Source organism: Rhizobium sp. 01T444 (genome assembly GCF_056398305.1).
In genome coordinates, this window is the sequence record NZ_JBFTPD010000015.1 from 118,614 (window position 1) to 144,371 (window position 25,758).

At 59.4% G+C, this 25,758-nt stretch carries 25 protein-coding genes and 2 pseudogenes; 19 read left to right on the plus strand and 8 right to left on the minus strand.

What is annotated here, in order from left to right; genetic code table 11:
* Positions 1-233: 233 nt before the first annotated feature.
* The 6 genes from AC1DTN_RS20620 to AC1DTN_RS20645 all read left to right on the plus strand — a co-directional run bounded on the left by AC1DTN_RS20620 (position 234) and on the right by AC1DTN_RS20645 (position 6,586).
* Complete coding sequence (locus AC1DTN_RS20620) at positions 234-1,217, plus strand: arabinose ABC transporter substrate-binding protein (RefSeq protein ID WP_113324318.1); 984 nt, start codon at positions 234-236, stop codon at positions 1,215-1,217.
* A 69-nt stretch (positions 1,218-1,286) separates the two neighbouring features.
* On the plus strand, positions 1,287-2,792 hold the full coding sequence (gene araG, locus AC1DTN_RS20625; RefSeq protein ID WP_113324319.1) for an L-arabinose ABC transporter ATP-binding protein AraG: 1,506 nt from the start codon (positions 1,287-1,289) through the stop codon (positions 2,790-2,792).
* 16 nt (positions 2,793-2,808) lie between these two features.
* Complete coding sequence (araH, locus tag AC1DTN_RS20630) at positions 2,809-3,765, plus strand: L-arabinose ABC transporter permease AraH (protein WP_162748085.1); 957 nt, start codon at positions 2,809-2,811, stop codon at positions 3,763-3,765.
* 105 nt (positions 3,766-3,870) lie between these two features.
* Positions 3,871-4,644: a FadR/GntR family transcriptional regulator gene (locus AC1DTN_RS20635; protein ID WP_477922391.1), complete on the plus strand. Its 774-nt coding sequence runs from the start codon at positions 3,871-3,873 to the stop codon at positions 4,642-4,644.
* A gap of 136 nt (positions 4,645-4,780) precedes the next feature.
* Positions 4,781-5,485, plus strand: coding sequence for a GntR family transcriptional regulator (locus AC1DTN_RS20640; protein WP_477922392.1), 705 nt, complete (start codon positions 4,781-4,783; stop codon positions 5,483-5,485).
* A gap of 159 nt (positions 5,486-5,644) precedes the next feature.
* A complete protein-coding gene (locus AC1DTN_RS20645) occupies positions 5,645-6,586 on the plus strand; it encodes a dihydrodipicolinate synthase family protein (protein ID WP_477922394.1) in 942 nt (313 codons plus the stop codon).
* 124 nt (positions 6,587-6,710) lie between these two features.
* Here AC1DTN_RS20645 and AC1DTN_RS20650 read toward each other — a convergent pair whose 3' ends face one another.
* Complete coding sequence (locus AC1DTN_RS20650; RefSeq protein ID WP_477922395.1) at positions 6,711-7,064, minus strand: helix-turn-helix domain-containing protein; 354 nt, start codon at positions 7,062-7,064, stop codon at positions 6,711-6,713.
* A gap of 49 nt (positions 7,065-7,113) precedes the next feature.
* Positions 7,114-7,314: a hypothetical protein gene (locus AC1DTN_RS20655; RefSeq protein WP_442207279.1), complete on the minus strand. Its 201-nt coding sequence runs from the start codon at positions 7,312-7,314 to the stop codon at positions 7,114-7,116.
* Positions 7,315-7,466: 152 nt separating this feature from the next.
* Here AC1DTN_RS20655 and AC1DTN_RS20660 point away from each other — a divergent pair, with 152 nt between their 5' ends.
* A complete protein-coding gene (locus AC1DTN_RS20660) occupies positions 7,467-7,952 on the plus strand; it encodes a GNAT family N-acetyltransferase (RefSeq protein ID WP_113182666.1) in 486 nt (161 codons plus the stop codon).
* A 2-nt stretch (positions 7,953-7,954) separates the two neighbouring features.
* Positions 7,955-8,176 carry a hypothetical protein gene (locus AC1DTN_RS20665; RefSeq protein WP_442207280.1) on the plus strand — a complete coding sequence of 74 codons (222 nt, stop codon included), beginning with the start codon at positions 7,955-7,957 and terminating at the stop codon, positions 8,174-8,176.
* Here AC1DTN_RS20665 and AC1DTN_RS20670 read toward each other — a convergent pair.
* Positions 8,142-9,200 (minus strand): LysR family transcriptional regulator, encoded by a 1,059-nt coding sequence (locus AC1DTN_RS20670; protein WP_007825339.1) that lies wholly within the window; start codon positions 9,198-9,200, stop codon positions 8,142-8,144. The genes AC1DTN_RS20665 and AC1DTN_RS20670 overlap by 35 nt on opposite strands.
* Before the next feature lie 362 nt (positions 9,201-9,562).
* Here AC1DTN_RS20670 and AC1DTN_RS20675 point away from each other — a divergent pair, with 362 nt between their 5' ends.
* Positions 9,563-9,838, plus strand: a complete 276-nt coding sequence (locus tag AC1DTN_RS20675; RefSeq protein WP_477922397.1) for a hypothetical protein — start codon at positions 9,563-9,565, stop codon at positions 9,836-9,838.
* Positions 9,839-10,256: 418 nt separating this feature from the next.
* Here AC1DTN_RS20675 and AC1DTN_RS20680 read toward each other — a convergent pair whose 3' ends face one another.
* Both AC1DTN_RS20680 and AC1DTN_RS20685 read right to left on the minus strand, forming a co-directional pair.
* A complete protein-coding gene (locus AC1DTN_RS20680) occupies positions 10,257-10,541 on the minus strand; it encodes a hypothetical protein (protein ID WP_477922398.1) in 285 nt (94 codons plus the stop codon).
* A 165-nt stretch (positions 10,542-10,706) separates the two neighbouring features.
* Positions 10,707-12,071 (minus strand): MmgE/PrpD family protein, encoded by a 1,365-nt coding sequence (locus tag AC1DTN_RS20685; protein WP_477922399.1) that lies wholly within the window; start codon positions 12,069-12,071, stop codon positions 10,707-10,709.
* 107 nt (positions 12,072-12,178) lie between these two features.
* Here AC1DTN_RS20685 and AC1DTN_RS20690 point away from each other — a divergent pair, with 107 nt between their 5' ends.
* The 8 genes from AC1DTN_RS20690 to AC1DTN_RS20725 all read left to right on the plus strand — a co-directional run bounded on the left by AC1DTN_RS20690 (position 12,179) and on the right by AC1DTN_RS20725 (position 21,597).
* Positions 12,179-13,084, plus strand: coding sequence for a LysR family transcriptional regulator (locus tag AC1DTN_RS20690; protein ID WP_477922400.1), 906 nt, complete (start codon positions 12,179-12,181; stop codon positions 13,082-13,084).
* Between the two features lie 31 nt (positions 13,085-13,115).
* Positions 13,116-14,021: a LysR family transcriptional regulator gene (locus AC1DTN_RS20695; protein ID WP_442207284.1), complete on the plus strand. Its 906-nt coding sequence runs from the start codon at positions 13,116-13,118 to the stop codon at positions 14,019-14,021.
* Between the two features lie 178 nt (positions 14,022-14,199).
* Entirely contained in the window at positions 14,200-15,144 is a 945-nt protein-coding gene (locus AC1DTN_RS20700) for an ABC transporter permease (protein WP_477922401.1), read from the plus strand.
* On the plus strand, positions 15,141-15,959 hold the full coding sequence (locus AC1DTN_RS20705) for an ABC transporter permease (RefSeq protein ID WP_442207285.1): 819 nt from the start codon (positions 15,141-15,143) through the stop codon (positions 15,957-15,959). Before AC1DTN_RS20700 ends, AC1DTN_RS20705 begins: the two co-directional genes overlap by 4 nt.
* The gene (locus AC1DTN_RS20710) at positions 15,956-17,584 is read left to right on the plus strand and encodes an ABC transporter ATP-binding protein (RefSeq protein ID WP_477922403.1); all 1,629 of its coding nucleotides are present in this window, start codon (positions 15,956-15,958) and stop codon (positions 17,582-17,584) included. The genes AC1DTN_RS20705 and AC1DTN_RS20710 overlap by 4 nt, the downstream gene beginning before the upstream one ends.
* Positions 17,585-17,597: 13 nt before the next feature.
* A complete protein-coding gene (locus tag AC1DTN_RS20715; RefSeq protein WP_477922419.1) occupies positions 17,598-18,461 on the plus strand; it encodes a serine hydrolase in 864 nt (287 codons plus the stop codon).
* 29 nt (positions 18,462-18,490) lie between these two features.
* Positions 18,491-20,032 carry an ABC transporter substrate-binding protein gene (locus AC1DTN_RS20720; protein ID WP_113324353.1) on the plus strand — a complete coding sequence of 514 codons (1,542 nt, stop codon included), beginning with the start codon at positions 18,491-18,493 and terminating at the stop codon, positions 20,030-20,032.
* A 125-nt stretch (positions 20,033-20,157) separates the two neighbouring features.
* Positions 20,158-21,597, plus strand: coding sequence for a M20 family metallopeptidase (locus AC1DTN_RS20725; protein ID WP_442207288.1), 1,440 nt, complete (start codon positions 20,158-20,160; stop codon positions 21,595-21,597).
* A gap of 177 nt (positions 21,598-21,774) precedes the next feature.
* On the opposite strand, the pseudogene AC1DTN_RS20730 reads toward AC1DTN_RS20725, so the two are convergent.
* Positions 21,775-22,017, minus strand: a pseudogene (locus AC1DTN_RS20730) (Fic family protein); the annotation flags it as partial.
* A gap of 80 nt (positions 22,018-22,097) precedes the next feature.
* On the opposite strand from AC1DTN_RS20730, the gene AC1DTN_RS20735 reads away from it, so the two are divergent.
* Both AC1DTN_RS20735 and AC1DTN_RS20740 read left to right on the plus strand, forming a co-directional pair.
* The gene (locus tag AC1DTN_RS20735) at positions 22,098-23,321 is read left to right on the plus strand and encodes an ATP-binding protein (RefSeq protein ID WP_477922405.1); all 1,224 of its coding nucleotides are present in this window, start codon (positions 22,098-22,100) and stop codon (positions 23,319-23,321) included.
* A 296-nt stretch (positions 23,322-23,617) separates the two neighbouring features.
* Entirely contained in the window at positions 23,618-24,448 is an 831-nt protein-coding gene (locus AC1DTN_RS20740) for an IS110 family RNA-guided transposase (RefSeq protein WP_477922407.1), read from the plus strand.
* A 434-nt stretch (positions 24,449-24,882) separates the two neighbouring features.
* Here the strand turns inward: AC1DTN_RS20740 and AC1DTN_RS20745 are convergent, their stop codons facing one another.
* Positions 24,883-25,203, minus strand: a complete 321-nt coding sequence (locus AC1DTN_RS20745; RefSeq protein WP_477922408.1) for an ATP dependent DNA ligase — start codon at positions 25,201-25,203, stop codon at positions 24,883-24,885.
* A 221-nt stretch (positions 25,204-25,424) separates the two neighbouring features.
* Positions 25,425-25,670: pseudogene (locus AC1DTN_RS20750) on the minus strand (IS110 family transposase); the annotation flags it as partial.
* Positions 25,671-25,758 lie beyond the last annotated feature (88 nt).

Here is a 25,758-nt window from a genome sequence, read left to right on the forward strand (position 1 = left end):
TCGGTCGATTGATTGTCAATATAGATAGGATTTATTTTGCATACCCGGCGGCGTTCGAGCCTAAGTTTCTGGTGATTTCGACGAGTTGAGCCGCGCCAATACGAATTTAGTCGGCTTTTCACCCGCTGAATCGCATAAATAATCATACACAAATCTTGACTGGTATGATGTTTCTTTTTATTCAATGGCTGCTGCCGAGTGAGCGGCAGATCGAGATTTTAGGGAGAGAGATTATGCGCTTCTTCAAAGCAGCCATCCTCGCTGGCGCCTTTGCCGTTCTGGCCGCCGGCTCCGTCCTGGCGGAGGATGTCAAGATCGGTTTCATCGTGAAGCAGCCGGAAGAGCCCTGGTTCCAGGACGAATGGAAATTCGCCGACCAGGCCGCCAAGGAAAAGGGTTTCACCGTCGTCAAGATCGGTGCCGAAGATGGTGAGAAGGTCCAGTCGGCGATCGACAATCTCGGTGCGCAGGGCGCTCAGGGCTTCATCATCTGCACGCCTGACGTCAAGCTCGGCCCCGGCATCGTCGCCAAGGCCGCCGCCAACCAGCTTAAGCTGATGACGGTCGACGACCGTCTGGTCGGTGCCGATGGCAAGCCGCTGGAAGACGTGCCGCATATGGGAATTTCCGCTACCAAGATCGGCGAAGGCGTTGGCCAGGCAATCGTCGACGAAATGAAGAAGCGCGGCTGGGACATGAAGAATGTCGGCGCAATCCGCGTCTCCTATGACCAGCTCCCGACCGCCGTCGATCGCGTCGAAGGCGCGATCTCGGTGCTGAAGGCCGCCGGCTTCCCGGCTGAAAATATCTATGACGCGCCGCAGGCAAAGACCGATACGGAAGCAGCGCTCAACGCCGCGACGACCGTTCTCAACAAGCATGCCGACGTGAAATACTGGGTCGCCTTCGGCCTTAACGACGAGGCCGTGCTCGGCGCCGTGCGTGCCTCGGAATCGGTCGGTATCCCCACCGACAACATGATTGGCGTTGGTATCGGCGGTGCGGAATCGGCGATCAACGAGTTCAAGAAGCCCTCGGCCACCGGCTTCTTCGGCACGGTCATTATCTCGCCGAAGCGCCACGGCTATGAGACCGCGCTCGACATGTATGACTGGATCGCCAACGGCAAGGAGCCGGCAAAGGTGACGTTGACCTCGGGTTCCCTGGCGTTGCGCGGCGATTATGAAAAGGTTCGCAAGGACCTCGGCATCGAATAGTCATCCTCCCCTGGCGATTTCATCCCGGCGGCATTTTCGGCCGCCGGGCATATTCTCGACGGAGCGATGATGGCTTTCTTCGAATTCAAGACCATTTCCAAGGGCTATCCGGGCGTCCAGGCGCTCTCCAACGTCTCCTTCGGCGTCGACAAGGGTGCCGTGCACGGGTTGATGGGCGAAAACGGCGCCGGCAAGTCCACCCTGATCCGCGTTCTCTCGGGCGACCAGTCAGCCGACGAAGGCAGCATTCTCATCGATGGCCTCGAGCAGAAATACAGCTCCGTCCGCGATGCCTTCCACGCCGGCGTCATCGTCATCCATCAGGAACTTCAGCTCGTTCCGGAACTGACGGTTGCCGAAAACCTCTGGCTTGGCCGCTTTCCAGGCAAGGCCGGCGTCATCAACGGCAAGACGCTGATCGAGACGGTGAGCGCCAGGCTCGACGAGATCGGCATCGACGTCGATCCCACGGCAAAGGTGTCTTCTCTTTCGATCGGCGCCCGCCAGATGGTGGAGATCGCCAAGGCCGTCATGCTCGATGCGCGCGTCATCGCGCTCGACGAGCCGACCTCGTCGCTATCCTCGCGCGAAAGCGAAATCCTGTTTTCCCTGATCGGCAAGCTGAAAGCCAAGGGCATCGTTATCCTCTATGTCTCTCATCGCCTCGACGAGATCTTCAGGCTCTGCGACAGCCTGACCGTCCTGCGTGACGGCAAGCTTGCCGCCCACCATCCAAAAGTCGCCGAGACGACGCGCGAGCAGATCATCGCCGAAATGGTGGGGCGTGAGATCAACAATATCTGGGGCTGGCGCGAGCGCCCGCTTGGCGAGACGCGTCTTGAGGTCAAGAACCTCGCCGGCTCGAAGCTCCGTAACCCCATCAGCTTTTCCGTCCGCAAGGGCGAAATCCTCGGCTTCTTCGGCCTGATCGGTGCCGGGCGAAGCGAAATGGCGCGCCTGCTCTACGGCGCCGACCGCCGTCATCAGGGCAGTGTTGCGATCGATGGCGTTGCTGTTTCTCCCAACAATCCGAAGGCGGCGATCAATGCCGGCATGGTTCTCTGCCCGGAGGACCGCAAGTTCGACGGCATCATTCAGGGCCGCTCGATCGAGGAAAATATCGCGATCTCCTCGCGCCGGCATTTCTCGCCCTTCGGTGTTCTGAACCCGAAGAAGGAGGCCGCCGTCGCCGACCAGTTCATCGCCAAGCTTCGAGTGCGTACGCCCTCGCGCAAGCAGGACATCATCAATCTCTCCGGCGGCAACCAACAGAAGGTCATTCTCGGCCGCTGGCTCTCGGAACAGGGCGTCAAGGTGCTGGTCATCGACGAGCCGACGCGCGGCATCGATGTCGGCGCCAAGTCGGAAATCTATGAAATCCTCTACGAACTCGCAGCCGGCGGCATGGCGATCGTCGTCATCTCAAGTGAACTGCCCGAAGTCATGGGCATTTCCGATCGCATCATCGTCATGTGCCAGGGCCGCGTTGCCGCCGACGTGGCGCGCGCCGATTTCAACGAACGCAGCATTCTGACCGCGGCCCTCCCCGACAAGAATGCCGCCGGTACCATCTAATTCAGGAACAGCAGTGATGAACGCGTTGAAAAAAGTCCTTCTCGGCGAACAGGGTCTGGTAGTGATCTTCGCGATCGCTTTCGTGATCGTCTCACTGACCGTGCCGAGCTTCCTGACCGAACGCAACATGCTGGGCCTGCTGCAGTCGGTGGTAACGATCGGCATCGTCGCCTGCACCATGATGTTCTGCCTTGCCTCGCGCGACTTCGACCTTTCGGTCGGCTCGACCGTCGCCTTTTCCGGCATGATCGCCGTCATGGTATCGAACGCGACCGGCTCCATTCCGCTTGGCCTGCTGGCAGCGCTTGTTTGCGGCAGCATCGTCGGCGTCGTCAACGGCGTCGTCATCGCCCGTTTCCGCATCAATGCGCTGATCACGACGCTCGCGACCATGCAGATCGTCCGCGGTCTGGCGCTGATCGCCTCTGACGGGCGCGCCGTCGGCATCAACGATCCGGCCTTCTACCAGCTGGCGCTGTCGCGCTTTTTGACGGTGCCGACGCCGATCTGGATCATGGCTCTGCTCTTCATCATCTTCGGCTTCGTCTTGAACCGCACCGTCTTCGGCAAAAACACGCTGGCGATCGGCGGCAATCCGGAGGCTTCGCGCCTCGCCGGCGTCAATGTCGTCACCATGCGCATCTGGATCTTCGCACTGCAGGGCTTCGTCTGCGCCATCGCCGGCATTCTGCTCGCCTCGCGCATCACGTCCGGCCAGCCCAATGCGGCGACCGGCCTGGAACTCTCCGTCATCTCGGCCTGCGTGCTCGGCGGCGTGTCGCTTGCCGGTGGCCGCGCGGCGATGACCGGCGTCATCGTCGGCGTGCTGATCATGGGCATTGCCGAAAACGTCATGAACCTGCTCAACATCCAGGCCTTCTATCAATATGTGGTGCGCGGTCTTATTCTTCTGATCGCCGTCCTGCTCGACAATATGCGCTCGTCGGCTGCCGGGCGCGGCAGTCGCGCGTGATGACCAGATTTCTTGGGAGAAGCCCACTGAGCCTATTGTTGCACATTGATGAGAAAGCATGGCGCTGCTCATGGTGACAACGAGACCAGCGGTACGGGGGACGTTATGAGCACGCGATCAGGACTTCTGCGAACGGGGACTACGTCAGCCAACCTGGAACAGGGGCGGCGCACGGTGCGCGAGGAGCTGTTGAAGAAGCTCATCGGGCAGATCGTATCCGGTGACATTGCCGAAGGCTCGCTGTTGCCGAACGAAGCGGAGCTTTCCGAGGTCTATGGCGTCAGCCGCACCAGCCTTCGGGAGGCGATGCAATATCTGTCGGCTCTCGGCATGATCCGCTCCCGCACGCGTGCCGGCACCAGCGTGCTGCCGCGCGAGAACTGGAACTATCTTGATCCGATGGTCCTCGATGCGACGCTCGAATTCAGCGACGACCGCAGCTTTTACGATTCGCTCCTCGATGCCCGTCAGCTTCTGGAGCCCGCAGCAGCCGCACAGGCGGCTGCGAACGCCACAGCCAAGCAGCTCGCCCAGATCGCCGAAGCCTTCGAGGACATGGTGGCCGCCAACGCCCGTGACAACGAGGCCTGGAGCCAGGCCGACCTCGAATTCCACACTGCCATCATCAATGCCAGCGGCAACTGGGTGTTCCGCCAGTTCGCCACCGCCATCCGCGCTGCCCTGCTCGCAAGCTTTCGCCTGACCAACCGGGCAAGCCAGAGCCATGACTATGCCATCGCCCGGCATCAGGATGTGCTCGACGCCATCCGTATGCGGCGGCCCGATGCGGCGCGTTTTGCCATGCAGCAGCTGATCGGCACGGCGCGGATGGAATTGAGCGACGCCTTGCGCGTCGGCAAGCCGGGCAAACAGGAATAGGCGCCCGTCTCCCGCCGAGGTAAAGGGAACATTCAAAATTCCATCTGCCGACAGAAAGTATATTAAGTTTGAAGTCCTTTTGCGGATTCGCTAGTAACTGGGTGTAAACTCGGCTGCTTGAAAGGACGATGGGCGCGTGGACGAGACCGAAAAACTGCAAACGCACAGGCGCGGCTCCGGCGTATCGACGGTCTATGAGACGCTTCGAAACGAGATCATCGAGCTGAAATTGCCGCCGGGCAGCCCGATCGATGAACAGCAGCTGTCGGATCGTTTTGCGCTGTCGCGCACGCCGATCCGCGAAGCCTTGGTGCGGCTTGCAGCCGAAGGTCTGATCACCACGCTCACCAACCGCGCGACGATCGTCTCGAACATCGATTTCCTCGGCCTGCCGGAATTTTTCGACGCGCTGACTTTGATGTACCGCGTCACGACGCGGCTTGCGGCTGCCAATCACGCCGAAGGCGATATCGCCGCCATCCTTGTGCAGCAGAAGGCTTTCGAGGCTGCGGTCACCAGCCGCGATGTGCTCGGCATGATTTCGACCAATCGCGACTTCCATATCGCGATCGCCCAGGCCGGCCGGAACAGATATTACGTCGAGCTTTTCACCCGGCTGCTGGATGAAGGTCGCCGCATTCTGAGGCTCTACTATTCCTCCTTCAACGATGTGCTGCCGCGCCAATATGTCGGCGAGCACGAGGAGATGATCCAGGCGATCATCAATCGCGACGTGACGCTGGCCGACAGGTTGGCATCTGCCCACGCTGATCAGATCGTCGGCCAAATCCGCTCCTACATCACCGCCGATTCCCGACACAACGCTAAGCTGGCGCTCTAAGCCGCCGGCAAAATTCTCGCACCACAAGAGCAGTGCCTCGTTCAGCAGTGAAGGAAAATTGCATCCTGTATTTTTCTTGTCGACAAGAAGTCGGCAAGATGCTACATGCCTCGTCAACCCCGCTGTCCGGGGAGTTTTCCAGAGAACGAGAGATTGGCGATGACTGGTTCCGTATTCCAAGGCTGCATCCCGGCGCTCATGACGCCATGCAATGACGACCGCACCCCAAATTTTGACGCGCTTGCCCGCAAGGGCAAGGAACTGATCGACCTCGGCATGTCCGGCGTCGTCTATTGCGGTTCGATGGGCGACTGGCCGCTCTTGACCGATGAGCAGCGTCAGGAAGGTGTCCAGCGCCTCGTCGAGGCAGGTGTTCCGGTTATCGTCGGTACCGGTGCCGTCAACACCAAGTCGGCCGTCGCCCATGCTGCGCATGCTGCGGCTGTGGGCGCCAAGGGATTGATGGTCATCCCCCGCGTGCTGTCGCGCGGTTCGTCCGTTTCGGCCCAGCGGGACCATTTCTCGGCGATCCTCGAAGCGGCCAAGGGCCTGCCGGCAGTCATCTACAACAGCCCCTATTACGGCTTTGCGACGCGCGCCGATCTGTTCTTCGATCTGCGTTCGCGCTTTTCGAACCTCGTCGGCTTCAAGGAGTTCGGCGGCAAGAGCGACATGACCTATGCCGCCGAAAACATCACGTCCGGCGATGATGCGCTGACGCTAATGGTTGGTGTCGATACCGGCGTCTACCACGGCTTTGTCAATTGCGGCGCGGGCGGGGCCATCACCGGCATCGGCAACGCGCTGCCGAAGGAAGTGCTGCATCTCGTTTCGCTCTGCGAACAGGCAGCCAAGGGTGATGCGGCCGCCCGCAGCGCCGCCCGCGAGCTCGAAGAGGCGCTGATGGTTCTGTCGACCTATGACGAAGGTCCAGATCTCGTGCTGCACTACAAGTATCTGATGGTGCTGAACGGCGAGACTGAATACACGCTGCATTTCAACGAGACCGACAAGCTGAGCAACTCGCAGCGCAGTCACCTCGAAAACCAGTATCGCCTGTTCAAGACCTGGTACGCTGCGCGTTATCCGAACGCCGCCTGAAGCTGTCAGGAACGCTTCGGCCTCGCAGCTTGCCTGCGAGGCCGCTCAAAGAAGGCGCGCCCCACCAGGTGAGCGCCGCGCGCAGGCAAATGGATTGCTGTCGGTTTTGCCGCTGGAGACGGGGTCAGTTCGCCACATCGGTGGCGGCCAGGGAGTGGATCAGCATCGTCAGATCGCGTCGGATCTTCAGATCCGTGATACGCTCGATTTCCCTGGCAAGATAGGCTGCCTCGTCCTCGACGCCAGCGCTCGCCTCGGTTTCGATGCCGTTGATGAACCAGCCGGCATCCACCTTCATGAAGTCGCATAACCGCAGCATGACCGCGACGGACAGGCGGTTTGTACCATTCTCGTATTTCTGGATTTGCTGAAACGCGACGCCGATATGCGCAGCGAGTTCGCTCTGGGTGACACCGCGAGCGGCGCGCACGGAGCGTAATCTCTGGCCGATTGCCAAATTCAGTTCCTGATCTTTCATGCCTCTCCTTGAGAATACTTCCGTCGACTGCAGATCTTGCAGGTTCTCTTTACATGATCGGCTTTTGAGATCCACCTCCATCTGTCAAAAGCGTCAGTTGTTCTTTGAGTTGGCGCTGTTCTCTCTCGGACAGATGCGCGATCTCATTTTCGACGAAGCTCGCAATGGCGCGTGGGTCGTCGCCATACCGGCGTGCCCCTTCCGCGCAGAGAGCGATGATGGTTGCCATCGGATTGGCAGGGTCCGTCATTTTTGAAATCCCCCCTGAAATCTTCGTCCTTCGCGCCGTAGTCGTTCTGCGGTTGAAGTGGGTTGTGCAGCAAAAGAGGCCGACCGATGGTGAACAAATATCCCAATCTTCGATGCCAAGTCGCAACGACCCCGGACCATGTTCGGGATGCGATGATCTTGAGAAGCATCTGCTTTGTCCATGAGCACGGTATCTCGCCCTCCTTCATCTTCGACGGTAATGATCACCAGGCCACGCATTTCGTCTTTTATGATGGCGAAGAGCCGGTTGGTTCGCTTCGCATCCGCTGGTTCGCCGACTTTGCCAAGTATGAACGAACCTGCTTCCGCGAAAAGTACCGACACCCTTTTACGGTTAAGCGTTGCATTCAGATGACCTTCGATCATGTCGCGCGCAAGGGCTATACGAAGGTTCTGACCCAGGCCGAGCAGCGTCTCGCGCGGCTGTGGACCATTCTATTCGATCTGGAGATCGTCGACAGCCCGCCGGTGGAAATCGCCGGCCATCCGGAGCCCTATCTGACCGTTGTCGGCACGATCCCCGCGTCATCTGATCCGATTACCATGGAAAGCAGCAGCGCCATGCTGTTGCGCATCGAAGGTCAATGGGACGCCCCGAGTTCGTTTGAGACAGCATAACAATGGCAGGTTTTGACAACGCGGGCGACATGTCTGCAACGGCTGCGCTGCAGGAGGAAATTCTCACGCGCACGAAACTACACACCGAAATGGTGCGTCGTCTCATCAATGATCCGACAGTGCAGCCGCTCGAGCTCGCCGGCTTCCTGGAAGATGTCGCGAATGCCTATCTTTCGATCTCCGAAGAGCTCAGCCAAATTGTGAAGGCGGCGGAGGAGCGATAGTTTCGAGCATTTTGCGCAAGCTCTCTTCCTGTTCGTGCCGCCCGGACGGGAAGGTCAATCTGCTTTCGAAAGACGGGTTGGTCCTGAAAATATCGACGATCCAGTCATAGACGGCGGCCACCGGTCTCGATTGCCGGCGATTGGCAACCGAGGTCAGGTAGACGGGCAAGGCGACATGAACGCCGAGTTCGAGCGGCACGAGTTCGGGATCTGCGAGCACGTAATTGCCGAGCAGCCCGACGCCTGCGCCGTTGCGAACGAGAGCAAAATAGGCAAGCGAATTCTCGCAGTTGTGGGTCTGGTGGCCGGCTTCGACGAGGCCGCGCCAGCCATCCCAGATCTCGCGTTCGGAAGCATAATAGTTGCACTGCACATAGACATGCTGGGAGATGAACTGGCGCTGCGGAACGCCGGATTTCTTCAGATAATCACGGCTCGCGATCGGAATGAGATGAAGAGTGCCGATCTCGACGCAATCGACATCCGCCCTCGAAATCGGAGAGAGCGAGATCATCAGATCGGCCTGGTTCTTCTCGAAATTGACGAGCGACACCTGTTCGCGAATATCGAGATTGAGGCGCGGATAGTTGTCGTTCAGCCGGGGCACAGCGGGAGCGACGATCGCGACGGCAAGGCCGGAGGTCACGCTGACGGCAACCCGTCCGGTGACGGCGTCCATCTCATCCTTCAGGTCGTTGGAAAGGGAAAACAGCTGGAAATCGAGCTCTGCAACCTGGATTGCGAGCTTGCGCCCGGTTTCTGTCAGCGTGACGCCGGAAAAGGTCGAGATGACGAGTTGCGAACCGATCTGGTCCTGAAGGCGCTTCACATCACGGCTGACGGTCGGCGCACTGGTGCCGAGAAGCTCAGCGGCTTGAGCAAAGGAAGGGCTTTTGGCGACCGCCAGAAAGGTCCTGAGTTCGCGCCAGATCGGCCGCGAAAGCAGGCCTCTGATTTCAAGTGGCGATTTATCCAGATCGGCGCGTTCGCTGCCGAATGGAAGAGGAGGGAAGGCTTTGTTCACGACCGCCTCGCGTATAAGTGGAGACGCAACAATATACTTAATCGGGGATTACGGGCAATTGTGGAAGAACGATAGCTTATAGGCCTTGAGAAGTCGCAGTTAACGATCGCGACGTCCATTCCGCTCGCTGGTTCCTTCGAAATACTACTCATAAGGTGTTTCTTTCAATTCCAATATTTCAATAAAGTGACGTTCACTTAGTGGCTTAAATCGATCTAATCTGGTCATTTACGCAACTGATGGGGTGTGTTAGCGTTTTTGCGGCGGGCAAGATTCGATTTCAACATTCCGTTTCGGGACTGATGCAAGGCGGACCTGCCCGATTGCGAAACTTTCGCCAAGCTCGGAGGCAAATCAAGGCGATGGCCGATGGAATTTCTGATATGATTGATAGCAATGGGCCGGTGGGATTCCTGCGGCTCTTCCGTCTTGTTTCTGCGGCAAGAGATAGTGCTTCATCACTGGAGCGCATGGATCTCGTGCGTCTGATGGATATGGCGCTCATGCAGACGGCGCTCGACTGGGAAGGGCTTGATGCCGAAAACCTGGATGAGCGCGCCTTCCTGAATCTCATCCGGGAGAAGCAGCAAATCGCTCACCAGACGCATATCCATGCCGTTCAAATTGAAATGGCATGATTACTGAGGGGATTGCAACGCCTATAGCCAGGTCGGAATTCCGTCAGACAAAAGACTAACGAGAGCATTCGTGGCACGGTTGAGCGAACCGAAATGGAAAGTCTGATGGTGCACCGGGTGATCCATTCTCAGGTTATTCCGAGGGCTCGGCGATACCAAACTCGATGAACGAGGCTCGATGATTGAAGAGGTTCGAGCGATTTTGGAGGCTGGCGCGCCAACTGTAGTGCCGCCTGAGGTCGGCGGCTTCAGCTAGGCGATTGGCTTTTTCTTACCCTGTCTCGTAATTCTTTATCCCGGCATGGCGATTGATTGATCGCCGGTCGAAACGCGGACGTAGCCAATCAGTTTTTTGGCGAGGGGAGGGGATAGACCTTCGTTGCTTCGCCATCGATTTTGCGGACCATTTTGGTGGCGTTCACAGATAAGGATGCGTGAAAAGGACCAGTTGCAAGCGTGTTTTATGCTCTGAATAGAAGGCCGCCAGACTCAAATCATCGCCCGAGACGCGCAACGTTGCGTCCATATAGACAAGCGCGTGCCAGCGGGCTTCTGTGGCGGAAATGCCGGAAACGCGGGGGTTTTGGGGACTGCTGTGGAAGCAAGAGCCTGCTGCGAGGCGCGGGAAACTCAATTCCGCAGAAGAGGAGGGCCATGCGCGCGGCCAGCGGCCGTCGAATTCTGCTTGGGGCAGTCCGGTCATCCCGGGTGAAGTCGCCCTAGAAGCCCGGAAAACCGGGCATTTCCGGTGATCCAGGACGACCGACAGCGTGATTTGCGGCGCGAAATCGATCTACCATCGATAACCTATACGGAAATAAGCGGGCCGGCGGTCGAGCCCCTTCAAGAGCAGCGATCTGAATAGCGCCTAATCAGTTGCTGTCGCGGAGAAGCAGACGCTTAATAATGAGTCGACTGAATCGACCCGAGAGAGGTCACCAAGTTGATCAAATCCCGCATGTTTATAGCTCATCTGCCGCCATGACAGGCAGTTGGCGAATTTTATTCGCTTCTGCTCGGAAGTGAGCGGCATCTCCATCGCGCCATTGGCATGCAGCCGTGTCTTCTGGAGCACGTCGCCATTTCTTAACGACAGGGTGACGATGTGTGGAAGACGTTCGTGCCCACGCTCCTCTTCGGCCGTGTAGGCGTGCATGCTGATCCTCTGCATCAGGGCCTGACGGCCGGGATTTTCGAGTGCAGCCGCTGTGAAATCCGCAAGCGAAAGTGAGCCTTTCTCCAGCGCGGTCGCTAGGCAATATTGCATCGAGAAACGCGCCTGCATCGAATCTGCAGGAGAGGGGTAGGCAAGGTTTTTCACGGCTGAAATGCCGACCTTGGTGTCGATCGCTGCGATGTCCTCAGGGTCAAGCGCGTGCTCCTGGACGAGATCTAGAAGCGCATCGATCGCCCGATGTGTCGAGGCGCAGCACGGATGAAGTTTCGTGACGAGGCCGCGGCTTTCTATGACAGGCGTCTCGTCAGGCTGCCAATCCGACCAGCCCCGTGCCTCGTCACCGCCGAATAGGTCGAGAAAGCCTTGTGGCCGTTCCAGAATGTCGAGACGGCCCGCGACTCCCGATAGCGCCAGCATCGCCGCCTCGACCGCGTTGCGGGCGGCGAGGCCTGCATGGATCGGTTTGGCGAGTGTTCCGAACTGACCTTTCGGCCCGCCCGCCATCGATGTCGCAAGGCTCATCGCCTGCGCCATTTCATCGATGCCGGCCCCGAGAAGATGCGCCACGCCGGCAGCCGCGCCGATCGCGCCGACGGTCGACGTGCCGTGCCAGCCCCTGTTGTAATGGGATGGATTGACGCCGTAGCCGACAGCGGCCTGGGCCTCCAACCCGACCAAATAGGCGTCGAGGAATTGAATGCCGCTGACAGCGCGGTCGGCGGTCGTCACGGCCATGAGCGCGGGAACCAGAACGGCAGATGCATGCGCCCGCGCCGGGTGAAAATTGTCGTCGAAATCAAGTGCATGGGCGGCTGTCCCGTTGACCAATGCGGCGATCGAAGGCGTTGAATGCTCTCCAGTCACCAGCACGCTACTCCCTCCTGGACCTGCACTTGGAAATGCCTCGGTCACCGCAATAACGCTGTTGTCCTCGGCGCCAGCGATCATGCATCCGAGTGTATCGATAACGGCATCTGCGGCCTTCTTCCGCGCCGAAGTCGAAAATGTTGCCCGCCGGGAAAGCGCGCCTGCGATATTAAGAAGAATGYCGGTCATTGACGAATGTCTCTCGCTGCGATTGCTTGAGCGCAAAATGTTCGAAGCCGGATCAAACCGCAATCTTATGCGGTTTCCGGATAGGTCTAGCGAAGGTGATGCAGTCCATGGTGAAAGCGACAAGCGCGGCGATTAGCCTGAAGCATATCGAGGCATATGACGCGATCGCTGCCACTGGCTCCACGGTCGCGGCCGCGCTCGAACTCGGCGTTTCCCAGTCGAATGCAAGTCGACTCCTGCAGCAGCTGGAAGATTATCTCGGGGTTCGCCTTTTCGAGCGCGACAAGAACCGGCTTGCCGCCACCCGCGAGGGCCTGCAGCTCGGGCCGGAAATCCGCGCCATATCGGATCGTCTGCGGGCCTTGAAGACGGCGGCGATCGAGCTGGAGAACGGCCGGTCGCGCGACATGCTTCTGAGGATCGCATTTCCGGGCAGCCTGTCATCCACGCGGGCGCCAAAGATGATCTGCGATTTTATGGTCGCGAACGGTCCGGTTCGCGTCGAACTTGCCTCGGGAAGCTATCTTGCGATCGAGCGCATGGTGGCTGATGGCGAGGCCGATATCGGTTTTGCGCGCCTGCCGCTTGCCACGCCTGGCCTGAAGCAGGAGCGGCGCTTGCCGTCACGGATCGTCTGCGCCCTGCATGAAGATCACCCCCTTGCCGGTCGCCCGTCGCTGACGATCGCCGAGCTGAAGGGCCACGATCTCATCGTGCTCAACCGCGAAAGGCCGGTCCGCCACCAGATCGAGGCGCTATTCTATCAGCATGGAATCCGGCAGCGACCCTTGCTGGAAGCCCATTCGGTGGCGAGCGCCTGCGCCCTGGCCGCGGAAGGACTGGGGATCGCACTGGTCGGCGAGCTGATCGCACGCGAATATGCCCACAAGCCACTACGCTTCTTGGCGCTTGAGCCAGATCTGCCGGTGACCTATTGCCTGATCAGCGGCGAAAAACACCCGCTTTCGAAGACCGCTGCCCTGTTTCTCGAAAACATCGCCGGCTGGTCATGAGGGCGAGATTTGAAATGGGGGCGAGCGGGCAATGAACATCAGGCAGCTGGAAGTCCTGCGCACGCTTCTTGCGACCGGCTCGACGATCGCGACCGCAAAGGCGATGGGGCTCAGCCAGTCCGGTGTCAGCCGCATGCTGCAGCAGCTGGAAAGCGATCTTTCGATCTCGCTTTTCGTGCGCGACCGGGGACGGCTGATCGCGACGCCGGAAGCGGCGGTTCTGGCGCGGGATGCGGAAAACGTACTGCTCGCCGTCGAGCGCATGGCCGGCCATGCCGAGGATTTGCGCAACGGCGCACAGGGGCCGGAAATCGTCCGGATCGGCCTGCCGAGCAGCATGTGGGAAAATTTCGCGCCCGCCATGCTGATCGATTATATCCGCGATTTTCCCGGCGTCCGCATCGAGACATTTTTCGAAACGACGACGGCGATCAACCGGCTGGTCGAGGAGCGCGTCATCGATATCGGCTTTTTGCGCATGGAGGGTGAAAGCGGGCCGGGCATCGAAATCGACAGGGTGGCGACCGGGGAAAGTGTCTGCGTCGTGCCGCAGGACCACCCGCTGGCCGAACTCGAAGAAATCACCGTCAAGGATTTGCGCAACGTGCCGCTGATCCTGATCGGCCGCCAGCGGCCGAACCGCATGGCGCTGGATCAGGCGTTCAAGCGGGCGGGCGTCAAACAGATGGTCAAGATCGAGACCCATACGAACAGCTCGGCCTGTTCCTATGTCGCCCATGGTCTCGGTGTGACGATCATCAGCAGCTTTTACGCCAATCTCTACCGCGACCTGCCGGTCGTGCAGCGGCCCTTCCTGCCCCGTTCGAAACAGGAATTCGGCTTGGCGCGTGCAAGCGGCGTTCCTTTGTCCATTGCCGCGCAGGGGCTCAGCGATGCCTTGAAAAAGCAGATACTGCTTTCGCAAAAAGCCGTTTGATATCGTGAGTATGGTGTTCTGATTCACGGTACGGGCCTTGCCCGTCACGGCTGCGGACTCTGCATAGACATATGACGAAACTGCATAATATTGCGCGCCTTTCTTCAAACCATCATAGTCTCATTCAACGAAACCGATGGTGTCCGAGGGAAAAGCGGGCGCCAATCGTGGGGATAAAATGCTGAGATTCATCCTGAGCCGTCTTCTGATGGCGCTTCCGACGATCGCGCTCGTCTCCGTGACGGTCTTTGCGCTGATCCGCTTCATTCCCGGTGATCCCGCAGTGCTGATGCTTGGCGACATGGCGCAGCCCGACCAGATCGCTGCCATGCGCACCGAGCTCGGCCTGGACCAGTCCCTCCCGCAGCAATTTGTCATCTGGGCCGGCAATGTCCTGCAGGGGGATTTCGGCAAGTCGATCGTCAATGGCGAGGCGGTTTTGCCGCTCGTCGCGTCGCGCTTTCTTGTCAGCGCCGAGATTGTTGTGTTTGCGGTTCTGCTGGCGAGCCTGATTGCGGTGCCGGCCGGTGTCATCGCCGCCTGGAAGCAGAACAGCCTGACCGATCTTGCGCTGGTCGGCACGGCAACGGTGCTTCTGTCGATCCCGACCTTCTGGCTCGGCCTGCTGCTGCTCCTGTTTTTCGGCCTTTCGCTCGGCTGGCTGCCGGTCCTCGGTTACGTCTCGATCGGCGACAATCTAGCGGGTGGCCTTCTCTATCTCGTGTTGCCGGTGATGACGCTCGTCATCCACGAAATGGGTGTGCTGATCCGCATGGCGCGGGCCTCGACGCTGGAAGTGCTGCGTCTCGACTATATCACCCATGCCCGCGCCAAGGGGCTTTCCGAAGGCGCTGTCCTCTGGCGTCACACGTTCAAGAATGCCTTTGGCCCGACCTGGACGATGATCGGCCTGATCCTCGGCAACCTGCTCGGCGGCATTGCGGTCATCGAGACGGTGTTCACCATTCCAGGCCTCGGCCGGCTGATGGTCGACAGCATTTTTGCGCGCGATTACCCGGTGATCCAGGGATGCCTGCTGTTCGTGTCGCTGTCCTATGTCTTGGTCAATCTCGTCATCGACCTGCTCTATCCCCTGTTCGATCCGCGCGTGGTGGCCGAATGAAAAAGTTTGCTCTCAACGGGCTGATCGGCGGCATTCTCGTCGCGGTCCTGCTCATCACCGCCGCGATCGGTCTCGTCTGGACGCCCTTCGATCCGATGAAACTCTCCTTCACGGCGCGCCTTGCCGCGCCGAGTGCCCAGCACTTGCTCGGCACCGACGAATTCGGCCGTGACGTGCTGAGCCGCCTGATGATCGGCGCCCGCGCCAGCGTCTGGATCGGCGCCCTGACGGTGTTCTTCGCTACGCTCTTCGGCGCGCTGATCGGCCTCGTCAGCGGTTATGCCCGCGGCTGGGTGGATGGCGTGATCATGGCGGTCAACAACGCGCTTCTCGCCTTTCCCGGCATCCTTCTGGCGCTCGGACTGCTCGCGGTGTTCGGTGCCAATCAGTACGGCATCATCTTCGCGCTCGGCATTGCCTATACGCCCTCCATGGCGCGTGTCGTGCGTGGAGCGGTCCTGTCCGTGCGCGAGCGGGAATTCATCGAAGCCTCGCGGGTCATGGGCAATGGCGAGCTCTATACGATGTTCCGGCATGTCCTGCCCAACTGCCTTGCGCCGATCACCGTGCTCGCCACCTCCATGTTCGGCTGGGCCATCCTCTCGGAAAGCGCGCTGTCCTTCCTCGGCCTCGGAGTTCCGCCACCGGCGCCGACCTGGGGCAATATGCTGGCGGCGGGCCGCCCGCTCATCCAGCAGGCTGTGTGGCTCGGCCTTTTCCCCGGCCTCTGCATCGCGCTGACGCTGCTCGGCATCAATCTTCTGGGTGACGCGCTCCGCGACAAGCTCGACCCGCGCATGAGGGGCTTGAAATGACCAACGAACCGCTCATCACCGTTCGCGACCTGTCGCTCGAAGTCGCAGGGACAGGCCATCAGGTGGTCAAAGGCATCAGCTTCGACATCGCTCCCGGCGAGATCTTCGGCATTGTCGGTGAAAGCGGCTCGGGCAAGACGCTGGCGACCCGCGCCCTGATCTCGCTTCTGCCACCGGCGATCCGCGTCACCGGCGGGTCGGTCACCTACAAAGGCAAGGATGTCATGTCCATGCCGGATCGGGCGCTGCGCCGCCTGCGTGGTGCCGAGATCGGCGTCGTCTTCCAGGAGCCGATGACTTCGCTCAATCCGTCGATGACGATCGGCCGGCAGCTGGAGGAGGGGCTTGTCCTTCACACGAAGCTTTCGCCGGAAGAGCGCCGGACCCGCATTCTCGACATGCTCCGGCGTGTCGGCATCCGCGATCCCGAGGGCGCGCTTACCGCCTATCCGCACGAATTTTCCGGCGGCATGCGCCAGCGCATTATGCTTGCCTGCGTCATGCTGCTCAAACCGGCGCTGCTGATCGCCGATGAACCGACGACAGCGCTTGATGCCGTCATCCAGCGCGATGTCATGGAACTGATGGTCGAGCTGACGCGGGCCGAAGGCGCGGCCGTGCTTCTGATCAGCCACGACTTGCCAATGGTCGCACGTTACACGAGCCGTATCGTCGTCATGGAAAAGGGCACGATCGTCGAACAGGGCCGCACCGAGGATCTGCTCGATGCGCCGCAACATCCCTATACGAAAAAGCTCCTCTCTTCGCTGCCCTTCCGCRGTGCTGCGCGTGTGATCGAAACGGCAAAGGCGCCGATGGTCTCGGCGCAGAATATCGTCGTCGATTACCCGGGCCGCAAATCGCTGTTCAAGACGGCAAAGCCGAAGCGCGCCCTGCATGGCGTCAGCATCGAGATCCATGAAGGCGAGGTCGTGGCGCTGGTCGGGGGGTCCGGTTCCGGCAAGACCACGCTTGGACGCACGATCGCCGGCCTCGTCCGGGAAAGCGAAGGCGAGATCCGCTTCCAAGGCCGCACCCGCGACGCGGACTGGACCGATTACCGTCTGAACTGCCAGATGGTGTTTCAGGATCCCTATTCCTCGCTCGATCCGCGCATGACCATTCTGGCCCTCGTCGAGGAAGCCCTGCGGCTGGTGCCGGGCCTCGACGCGGCTGCCAAGCGTAAGCGCGCACTGGAGACGCTGGAAGAAGTCGGGCTCGGTGCCGATTACGCCCAGCGTTATCCGCACGAACTTTCGGGCGGCCAGCGCCAGCGTGTGGCGATTGCCCGCGCCGTTGCGCGCCGGCCCCGCTTCTTGATCGCCGACGAGCCGGTGTCTGCCCTTGATGTCACGGTGCGGGCACAGGTTCTCGACCTCTTCTCCGACCTGCAGAAGCGCTACGGCTTTTCCTGCCTGTTCATCAGCCACGATCTCGGCGTCGTCGAACAGGTGGCCGATCGGGTCGTCGTCATGCAGGACGGCCGGATCATCGAGGAGGGCGACCGCGATACGATCTTCGACCAGCCGAAAGAGGCCTATACGCGCCGGCTTCTCTCGGCCATTCCCGCCCTCGATCAGAACGACAAGGGCGGCGTGACACTGAAATGGCGCCTGGAGAACTGAGATGCGAGCTGAGATGGATACGATATCCAGTGCCAAACCGGTCGCTGGGATGCTGGCGGAAATCTGCGACGCACAGCCGTTCGTGACGCGGTTTTCGGTCCGCAACCTTCTGACCGGCGAGACGATCGAACGCGGTGCAGACGAGGAGACGCCGTCTGCCAGCACGCGAAAAACCTCGATCATGATGGCGGCCCTGAAGGCTGTCGAGGACGGTCGTCTCGATCTTAACGAGGCGATCACCTACGAGGCGCGCTTTGCCGAGGAAGTGGCAAGCGGCATGTTCCGCTACCTGACGCCGGGTATCGTCATTTCGCTGCGCGACGCGATTACCGGCATGATGGTCTTGAGCGACAATGTCTGCACCAAGATGGTGTTCGAGCGGTTGACGCTGGAAGAGGTGGATGCCTATTGCAAGTCGATCGGACTTTCCGGCACCCATCACCGCTTCCTCATCCCGCCGCTGGCATTGTCGCCGGACCATACGCTGAAATCTGTGACGACGACGACGGCGCGTGACCAGACGGCCCTTCTGCAGATGATCCTCGATGCACAGTCCTCGGGGGATGTACGCCAAAAACTAGGCGTCTCCGGTGAGCTGGCGGCCTATGCGTTCCAGACGCTGAAGAACCAGATCCTGCGTTATGCCATCCCCTCGCGCCTGCCGTTCGGCACGGTCGTCGCGCATAAGGGCGGCACGGGCAAGCGCGGGCGGATGGATGCCGGCATCGTCTATCGGGATGGCGCGCCCTTCTACATCATCTCGGCTTTCACCGACGATGTACCGCAGGTGATGCCGGGTGGCACGCCGGGCTACACGATATCGCTCGAAACCATCGGCAGGCTGTCGCGCGCCTGCTGGGACGGATTCTCCAGATAAAGATGAACGATCAAAAAGAGGGTAGAACAGTGAAAAAGCTTCTTCTCGCAGGCGCCGCCCTGCTCGCCTTGGCAAATGCATCTGCCGCGCGTGACATTACGGTCGCCCAGAGCTCGGACCTGCGCAGCGCCAATCCCGGCGTCAACCGCGACGGCAATACCGATGGCGTCATCCTACACATCGTCGAGGGCCTCGTCGGCTACAATAACAGCGGCGAGGTGAAGCCGCTGCTCGCAAAAAGCGTCGACATGTCGGCTGACGGCCTGACCTATACGTTCAAGCTAAGGACGGACGTGAAATTCCACAACGGCAAGCCGATGACGGCCGACGACGTGGTGTGGAACTGGAACCGGTACCTGAAGCCGGACACGAAATGGACCTGCCTCAGCGATTTCGCCAAGGGCGGCGCCGCGGCTGTGGCCGATGTGAAGGCGACCGATGCCTCGACCGTCACCATCACGCTCGAAAAGCCTTCCGCCGTCTTCCTCGGCCTCATGTCACGCCCGGAATGCGGTTATACCGGCATGATCTCGCCGGAAAGTGTTGCCGCCGATGGCAGCTTTGCCAAGCCGATCGGCACCGGCCCCTTCATGTGGGACGAGTGGAAGAAGGGCGAATATATCCACCTGAAAAAATTCGCCGACTATGTCTCGCCGGAAAATGACGGCAAGCCGGACGGAATGGTCGGCTCGAAGCGGCCGCTCGCCGATGGCATCAAGTTCATGGTCATTCCTGATCCGTCGACCATCAAGGCGGGCCTTGAATCGGGCGTGCTCGACACGGCCGAAGTTTCGCCGGACCTGATCCCGGAAATCAAGACGAACCCGAAAATGCAGCTCATTGTGGCGCGCAACAACGGCAAGAACCTCTTCTATATCCAGACGCGCGACAAGGTTCTGAGCAATCCGCATATCCGCCGCGCGATGGCAATGGCGCTCGATCTGGACGAGCTCGTCGCCGCCGCTTCGAACGGCACCGGCGAGGCGAACGGCTCCATGGTTTCGCAGGACAGCGTCTATTTCGACGAAACCCAGAAGAAGCGCCTGCCTTACGATATCGAGGCGGCGAAGAAGGAACTGGCCGCTGCCGGCTACAAGGGCGAGCCGATCTCCATCATCGCCAACAAGCGCGGCAACGTGCCGAGCTTCCCGGCAGCCGTGATGGCGCAGGCCATGATGCAGCAGGCCGGGCTCAACATCCAGATCGAGGTTCTGGACTATGCGACGCAGGTGGATCGCCGCCGTTCCGGCAATTACCAAGTCATCTCACAGTCCGTTGCGCCGCGCCTCGACCCGGCACTGATGTATTCCTTCTATGTCGGCGACAAGGACAAGAATGCCTCGCTGATGTGGGATGATCCGAAGGCCGTCGAACTGATGAAGACCGCCTATGTCGAGGCCGATCAGGCCAAGCGGCAAAAGCTGTTCGACGAATTCCACGAACTGATGCTGAAGGAAATGCCGGGCATCTTCCTCTATGACATGGTCGACGTCTGGGGCGCGGCGAAGACGCTTAAGGGGCAGCCTGTCTGGCAGTCCAACGCCCGCCTCTGGGAAGTCTCTGTCGACTGACCGCATGTCCGCGCCATCGGCAAACGATGGCGCGGCTTCTTTTCTTATCGCCAGAAGCAGCAGCGGCGGCATCGCCACTGAGCGAGAACCTTTGCCCGTTTCAGGGCTTCGTTTGAGGAAATGCCATGAGCCACGACTCCGTGAACGCGATTGCCGCCCGGATCGAAGAGATGAAACCCGACTTTGCCCGGCTGAGCGACAGGATATGGGATTTCGCCGAGTTGAAGTTCGAGGAGCAGCGCTCTTCGGCGGTTCTGGCCGAGGTTCTGGAGGCAAACGGCTTCTCGGTGTGCCGCGGCGTTGCCGAGATGGAAACGGCATTCATCGGCGAGATCGGCTCAGGCAAGCCGGTGGTTGCCTTTCTCGGCGAGTTCGATGCGCTGGCCGGCATGAGCCAAGTCGCGGGCCTCGCAAAGGCTCAGCCGCTTGACGTCGATGGCACGGGCCATGGTTGCGGCCATAATCTTCTCGGCGTCGGATCGCTGATGGCGGCAATCGCATTGGCGCAGCACCTGAAGGAAAACGGTCTGTCCGGCACCGTGCGTTATTATGGTTGCCCCGGAGAAGAGGGTGGTTCCGGCAAGACCTTCATGGTGCGCGCCGGCCTTTTCGATGATGTCGATACCGCGCTCACCTGGCATCCGGCCCCCTTCAACGGCGTCCGCTCTACGAACAATCTCGCGGTCATCGAATACTATTACCGTTTCAAGGGTATGGCGGCGCATGCGTCGAATGCTGCTCATCTCGGCCGTTCGGCGCTGGATGCCGTCGAACTGATGAATGTCGGGGTCAATTTCCTGCGTGAGCACATGCCGCAGGATTGTCGGGTCCATTATGCGATCACCGATGCGGGCGGCAAGGCTGCGAATGTGGTTCAGGCAAAGGCGGAAGTGCTTTACTTGATCCGGGCACCGGAAATGCCGCAGGCATTGGATCTCGTCGAACGTGTCCACAAGGTGGCACGCGGTGCCGCGATGATGACCGAGACCGAGGTCGAGATCGTCTTCGATACGGCAGCGACCAATCTCCTGCCCAATATCGCCCTTGAGACGGCCATGCATGAAAACATGGTTTTGCTTGGCCCGATCCGTTTCGACGAGGCCGATATCGCTTTTGCCCGGTCGATCCAGGACACGTTTACCGACGAGGCGATCAAGAGCAGCATCCGGCTTTACCAGATCAAGGGCGATGCCTTTTCCCACGCAAGGGTCGATGGCTCCACCCCGCTGCATCTCGGCCTCAGGGATTTCGAAAGGCAGTCGCATTTTCGCGCAGGTTCGACCGATGTCGGCGATGTCAGCTGGGTTGTGCCGACGGCGCAATGTTGGACGCCGGCCTGGGCGATCGGCACCAATCCGCACACATGGCAGGTTGTTGCACAAGGCAAGAGCCCGGCGGCTCACAAGGCGATGGCACACGCCGCCAAGACGCTGGCCGCGACGGGGCTATCTCTGATTGAATCACCTGAGCTACTGGCTGCGGCGAAACACGAATGGGCCGAGAAAGCCGCGGGAAGGGCATATGTCTGCCCAATTCCACATCACATCAAACCGGCAAAGCCGTGAGTCATAATTGGTCCAAGATACATTTGACGTTGGCTCTATGATCGGCTTTCAAAGCACATGTGCTAACTAATGACACAGTACCCTGGGTGGAGGTTGAAAACACCAGAAATTCAATGATTTCCTTTTCTTGTCTCGAGATTTCAGGGTCACATCCGTTCAAGGCGAAGGCGGCGCCTCTCAGGTGCGCGCGAATTCTAGCAGCGGCGCGATATTATGGTTGTCGGCTGCGCGAAGGGCCGCGGCGTAGCGAGTGCTTAATTCACCAACGTCGGCGAGCGTTCCACCGCCCCAACTGAAACGCTCGCCGCCAAGACGTTCGACCAGAAGGTCAGCTGCCAAGCGAGCGTGACGACCATTTCCGTTTGGAAAGGGGTGGATGGCGACCAGGCGATGGTGAAACCTGATGGCCACCTTTATTGGGCTCAGGTTTCAATCGGTCATTCCTTGACTTTCAATCGGTCATTATCATAGTTTCAAACGGTCATCAAAGGAATGAAGCTATGCCGCTGTATCCAAGGCTCGTTGAGCAACGCATTGCCGACGCCATGTTAGATACGCGGGTCGTGCTGATCGTGGGTCCTCGCCAATCCGGAAAAACGACGCTGGCCAAGAAGATGGCCAACGAGGGGATGGAGTATTACACGCTGGACAATGCGACGACGCTCAACGCCGCGCGACGGGATCCAGTTGGCTTTGTAAGAGGAATGGATCGCGCCATTCTCGACGAAATTCAGCGCGCTCCCGAGCTGTTGTTGGCGATCAAGGAAAGCGTGGATACCGACGAGCGTCCAGGGCGTTTCCTCCTGACCGGCTCAGCCAATCTCATGACGCTGCCACGCGTGGCAGACTCGCTCGCAGGGCGCATGGAAGTCGTCCGATTGCTGCCGCTCGCTCAAAGCGAAATTCGAACCGCCGCTGGAAGCTTTTTGGTCGACGCCTTCCGAAACGAAGCTAAAGCCGGAGAACCAATCATCGGCGGCGACCTGATGGCTGCGGTTCTGGCAGGTGGGTATCCCGAGGCACTAGATCGCAAAAACTTAAACCGCAGACAGGACTGGTATGCGGATTATATCCAAGCGATCGTTCAACGCGACGTTCGCGATGTTGCGCAAATCGAGCAGATCGCGCAGATGCCGCGTCTGCTACGCATACTAGCAGAACATTCGGGACAACTCGTGAACTATTCCGGAATTGGCTCCGTCATCGGGATGAACCACATCACAACGCAAAAATACGTTGGCATATTCGAGAGCCTATTCCTCGCCAGAACGATCCAACCCTGGTTTTCCAACAAACTGAAGCGCCTGACCAAGACCCCCAAAATACATTTCCTCGATTCTGGTCTTCTCGCCTCCCTTCGTGACCTCTCTCTCGAGAGACTCCGGGATGACAGGGGGCCGTTCGGAGCGCTGCTGGAGACTTTCGTCTTTGGCGAGATCCTTAAACTCGCAAGCAGCGGACAAACCCGCTTTGAGTTTTCGCACTTTCGTGACAAGCAGCAGAACGAAGTCGATATTGTCATCGAAGACAGAAGAGGGAGGGTCGTCGGTATCGAGATAAAAGGGGCAGCATCCGTCTCAACTTCCGATTTTTCCGGATTGCGAATGTTGGCCGAAGCATGTGGGGAGCGGTTTGTTTCAGGCATTGTCCTGTACGACCATGACAAGGTGGTCCCGTTCGGGGAACGCCTGTCCGCCGTACCAATTTCGGCGTTGTGGCGTTAGCGCGTGGGAATTTCTCTTCAGTTCCAGACTCGAACATCCATGAAGCTTCGACCGCTTCGATAAAAAATGGGTCTCCGGTTCATATCCCTGCAAGGCGACGTATCGGCGTCTCAGGTCCCACCAACAGCCTTTCAAGACTGAGGTCGACGCCTTGGACCCGGTTATGACGAGGAGCCCCGCACTTGCCGGGACATTCCTCGCCGTTCGAAAATGCCGCTTGAGGCGGATGGGCCGGCGTCCATCGAAAGATGCGGCTTGTATGTCGGCCGGATGCGAACAGGATTCCATGGTCGGCGGTGGTATCCCTGGCCGAGACCGCTATCTGCGTTCTCGACGAAGACGGAATTATTGTTCGGGAAGGAACCGCACCTTCTCATCCTGAGGACATCGCGGCATGGCTTGGGAAGCTGGACGTGGATTTTTCGCGGGTCGGTTTGGAAGCCGGAAGCACCGCCTCATGGCTATACAACGGGCTCAAATCACGAGGCTTGAACGCGATCTGCATCAACCCTCGACGGCTGCGAGCCATGACCAAAACCATGCCGATCAAGAATGACCGAAATGATGCCAGGGCGATTGCAAGCTGCATGCGGGTCGGCTGGGTCTCCATCGTTCACGTGAAGAGCGACGAGAGCCAGGAAATACGAATGCTTCTGACCAATCGACCTACCCTTCAGACGAAGCAGATTGATATCGAGAACGAGATTCGTGGCACGCTCCGGGGGTTCGGGATCAAGCTCGCGGGACGGATTACAGGCGGTCCGTTTGAAGCCCGTGTCTTGGAGGCAATCGAAAATCTGCCCCGTCTCGGCGCGATGATCAAACCTATGTTGATCGCACGAGCTGCTCTCCGCCAGCAGTGTGCTGTCCTCCACAAAATGTTGCTTGAAACGGTTAGGAAAGATCGTACCTGCCGTCGATTGATGACTATTCCCGGCGTTGGAGCAATCACGGCGGTCACCTACGTTACCACCATCGATGATCCAGCCCGCTTTGAACGATCTCGGGATGTCGGGCCACACCTTGGTCTCACGCCCAAGAAGTACGCCTCCGGTGAGACAGACCGAAACGGCGGCATCTCGAAAACTGGCGATTGTGATGCATCGCGTATGGGCGGACGGAACTGAGTATCGCTGGGGAGATGCCGCTGCATAAGCCAGATACTGCCGTGCTACGTTAGGCAGGATGATGTCCCGCAAGGACCTGGTGGAAGTGACTGCGCTGCAATCTTTGTATGAGACTACGCGCTAGGTAGACAGCAGCCTTCGACTATCGGACCACCATCTTGAGGTGATCAAGCATCGACCTCGTAGACAAGGGCGAGCCTCGCGGGTTTCAGCTCGCCTTCTATGCAGTTGGCAATATCTGCGCAAAATGACGGCCATCGTGCCGAACGGCATTCCTCTGCCTGCGCTGGCAAAGTTTGGCGGCACTCCTGAAGCGGCCGCTGTGAGAAACCGGGTTGAATAGCCGTTCGCAATCAGACAAAAGATTGCACATAGTGGCTATCTACTCGCTTGAGCTCGAACGGCGGACAATCTAGCGTATGGCGCTGATTGCGCTAGTCGAGCCGGAAGACGTCGGCATTGTCCTGGCGTTCGCAAGCCCTTGTAGGATGGATGGCGAAGTTTCCCGTCTGTGTCGAGGCACGAAACTCGATCTCGGCGATCAGGGTCGACTCGACCCAGACAATATCGGCACTTCCGGAATAGGGCAGGGGCGGCTGCTTTCGCTTCCATCGCAGCTGGTCCAGCATCTTCCGCAATCGGATGGCCTCGGCTTGCCTGAATCCCGTGCCGACACTTCCGACGTGGACGAGATCGGCTCCGCGATAGGCAGCAAGTACCAACGAGCCGAAGCCGGCAGGGGACGCCGATGACATCTCATAGCCGACGATGAGGAAAGCCTCGCTCTGGACGCATTTGATCTTAACCCAATCCTCGGTCCGGCCGGAACGATAGGGTCGATCGAGGTGTTTGCCGACGATGCCTTGCAGGCCGAGACAGCAGACATGCTCAAGCAGGACGGCTGGTTCGGTGTCGAATGTTTCCGACAGCCGAGCTCTGCGTGAACTGGCAGATGGGCGATCTCGTAAATCATGGGTTGCGCGTGCCGAGCTTCAATGCAAATCGCAGGAATCCCTTCGGCCGTCAGCGCATGATAGAACCATGTCGACAGTGGACCTGTCTCGAAGACAACGAGCTACGCGTGCAAAGCGTGCTTGCGGATGATCTGCGATAGAATTTTCGGATCAGAAGGGCATTTCCCTCGCCAGATCCGTTTCCTATCCTCTCGGATCGAGACCGCAGTATTTTTCAACGAAACATCAAGCCCGATATATTGGTCCATGGTCGCCTCCCGTTTGATATGTAGGCCCGGTTCCAATCGTGAGCCCGTATTTCCATCCTACCGGGGGCAACCACCCATGTCAGATATT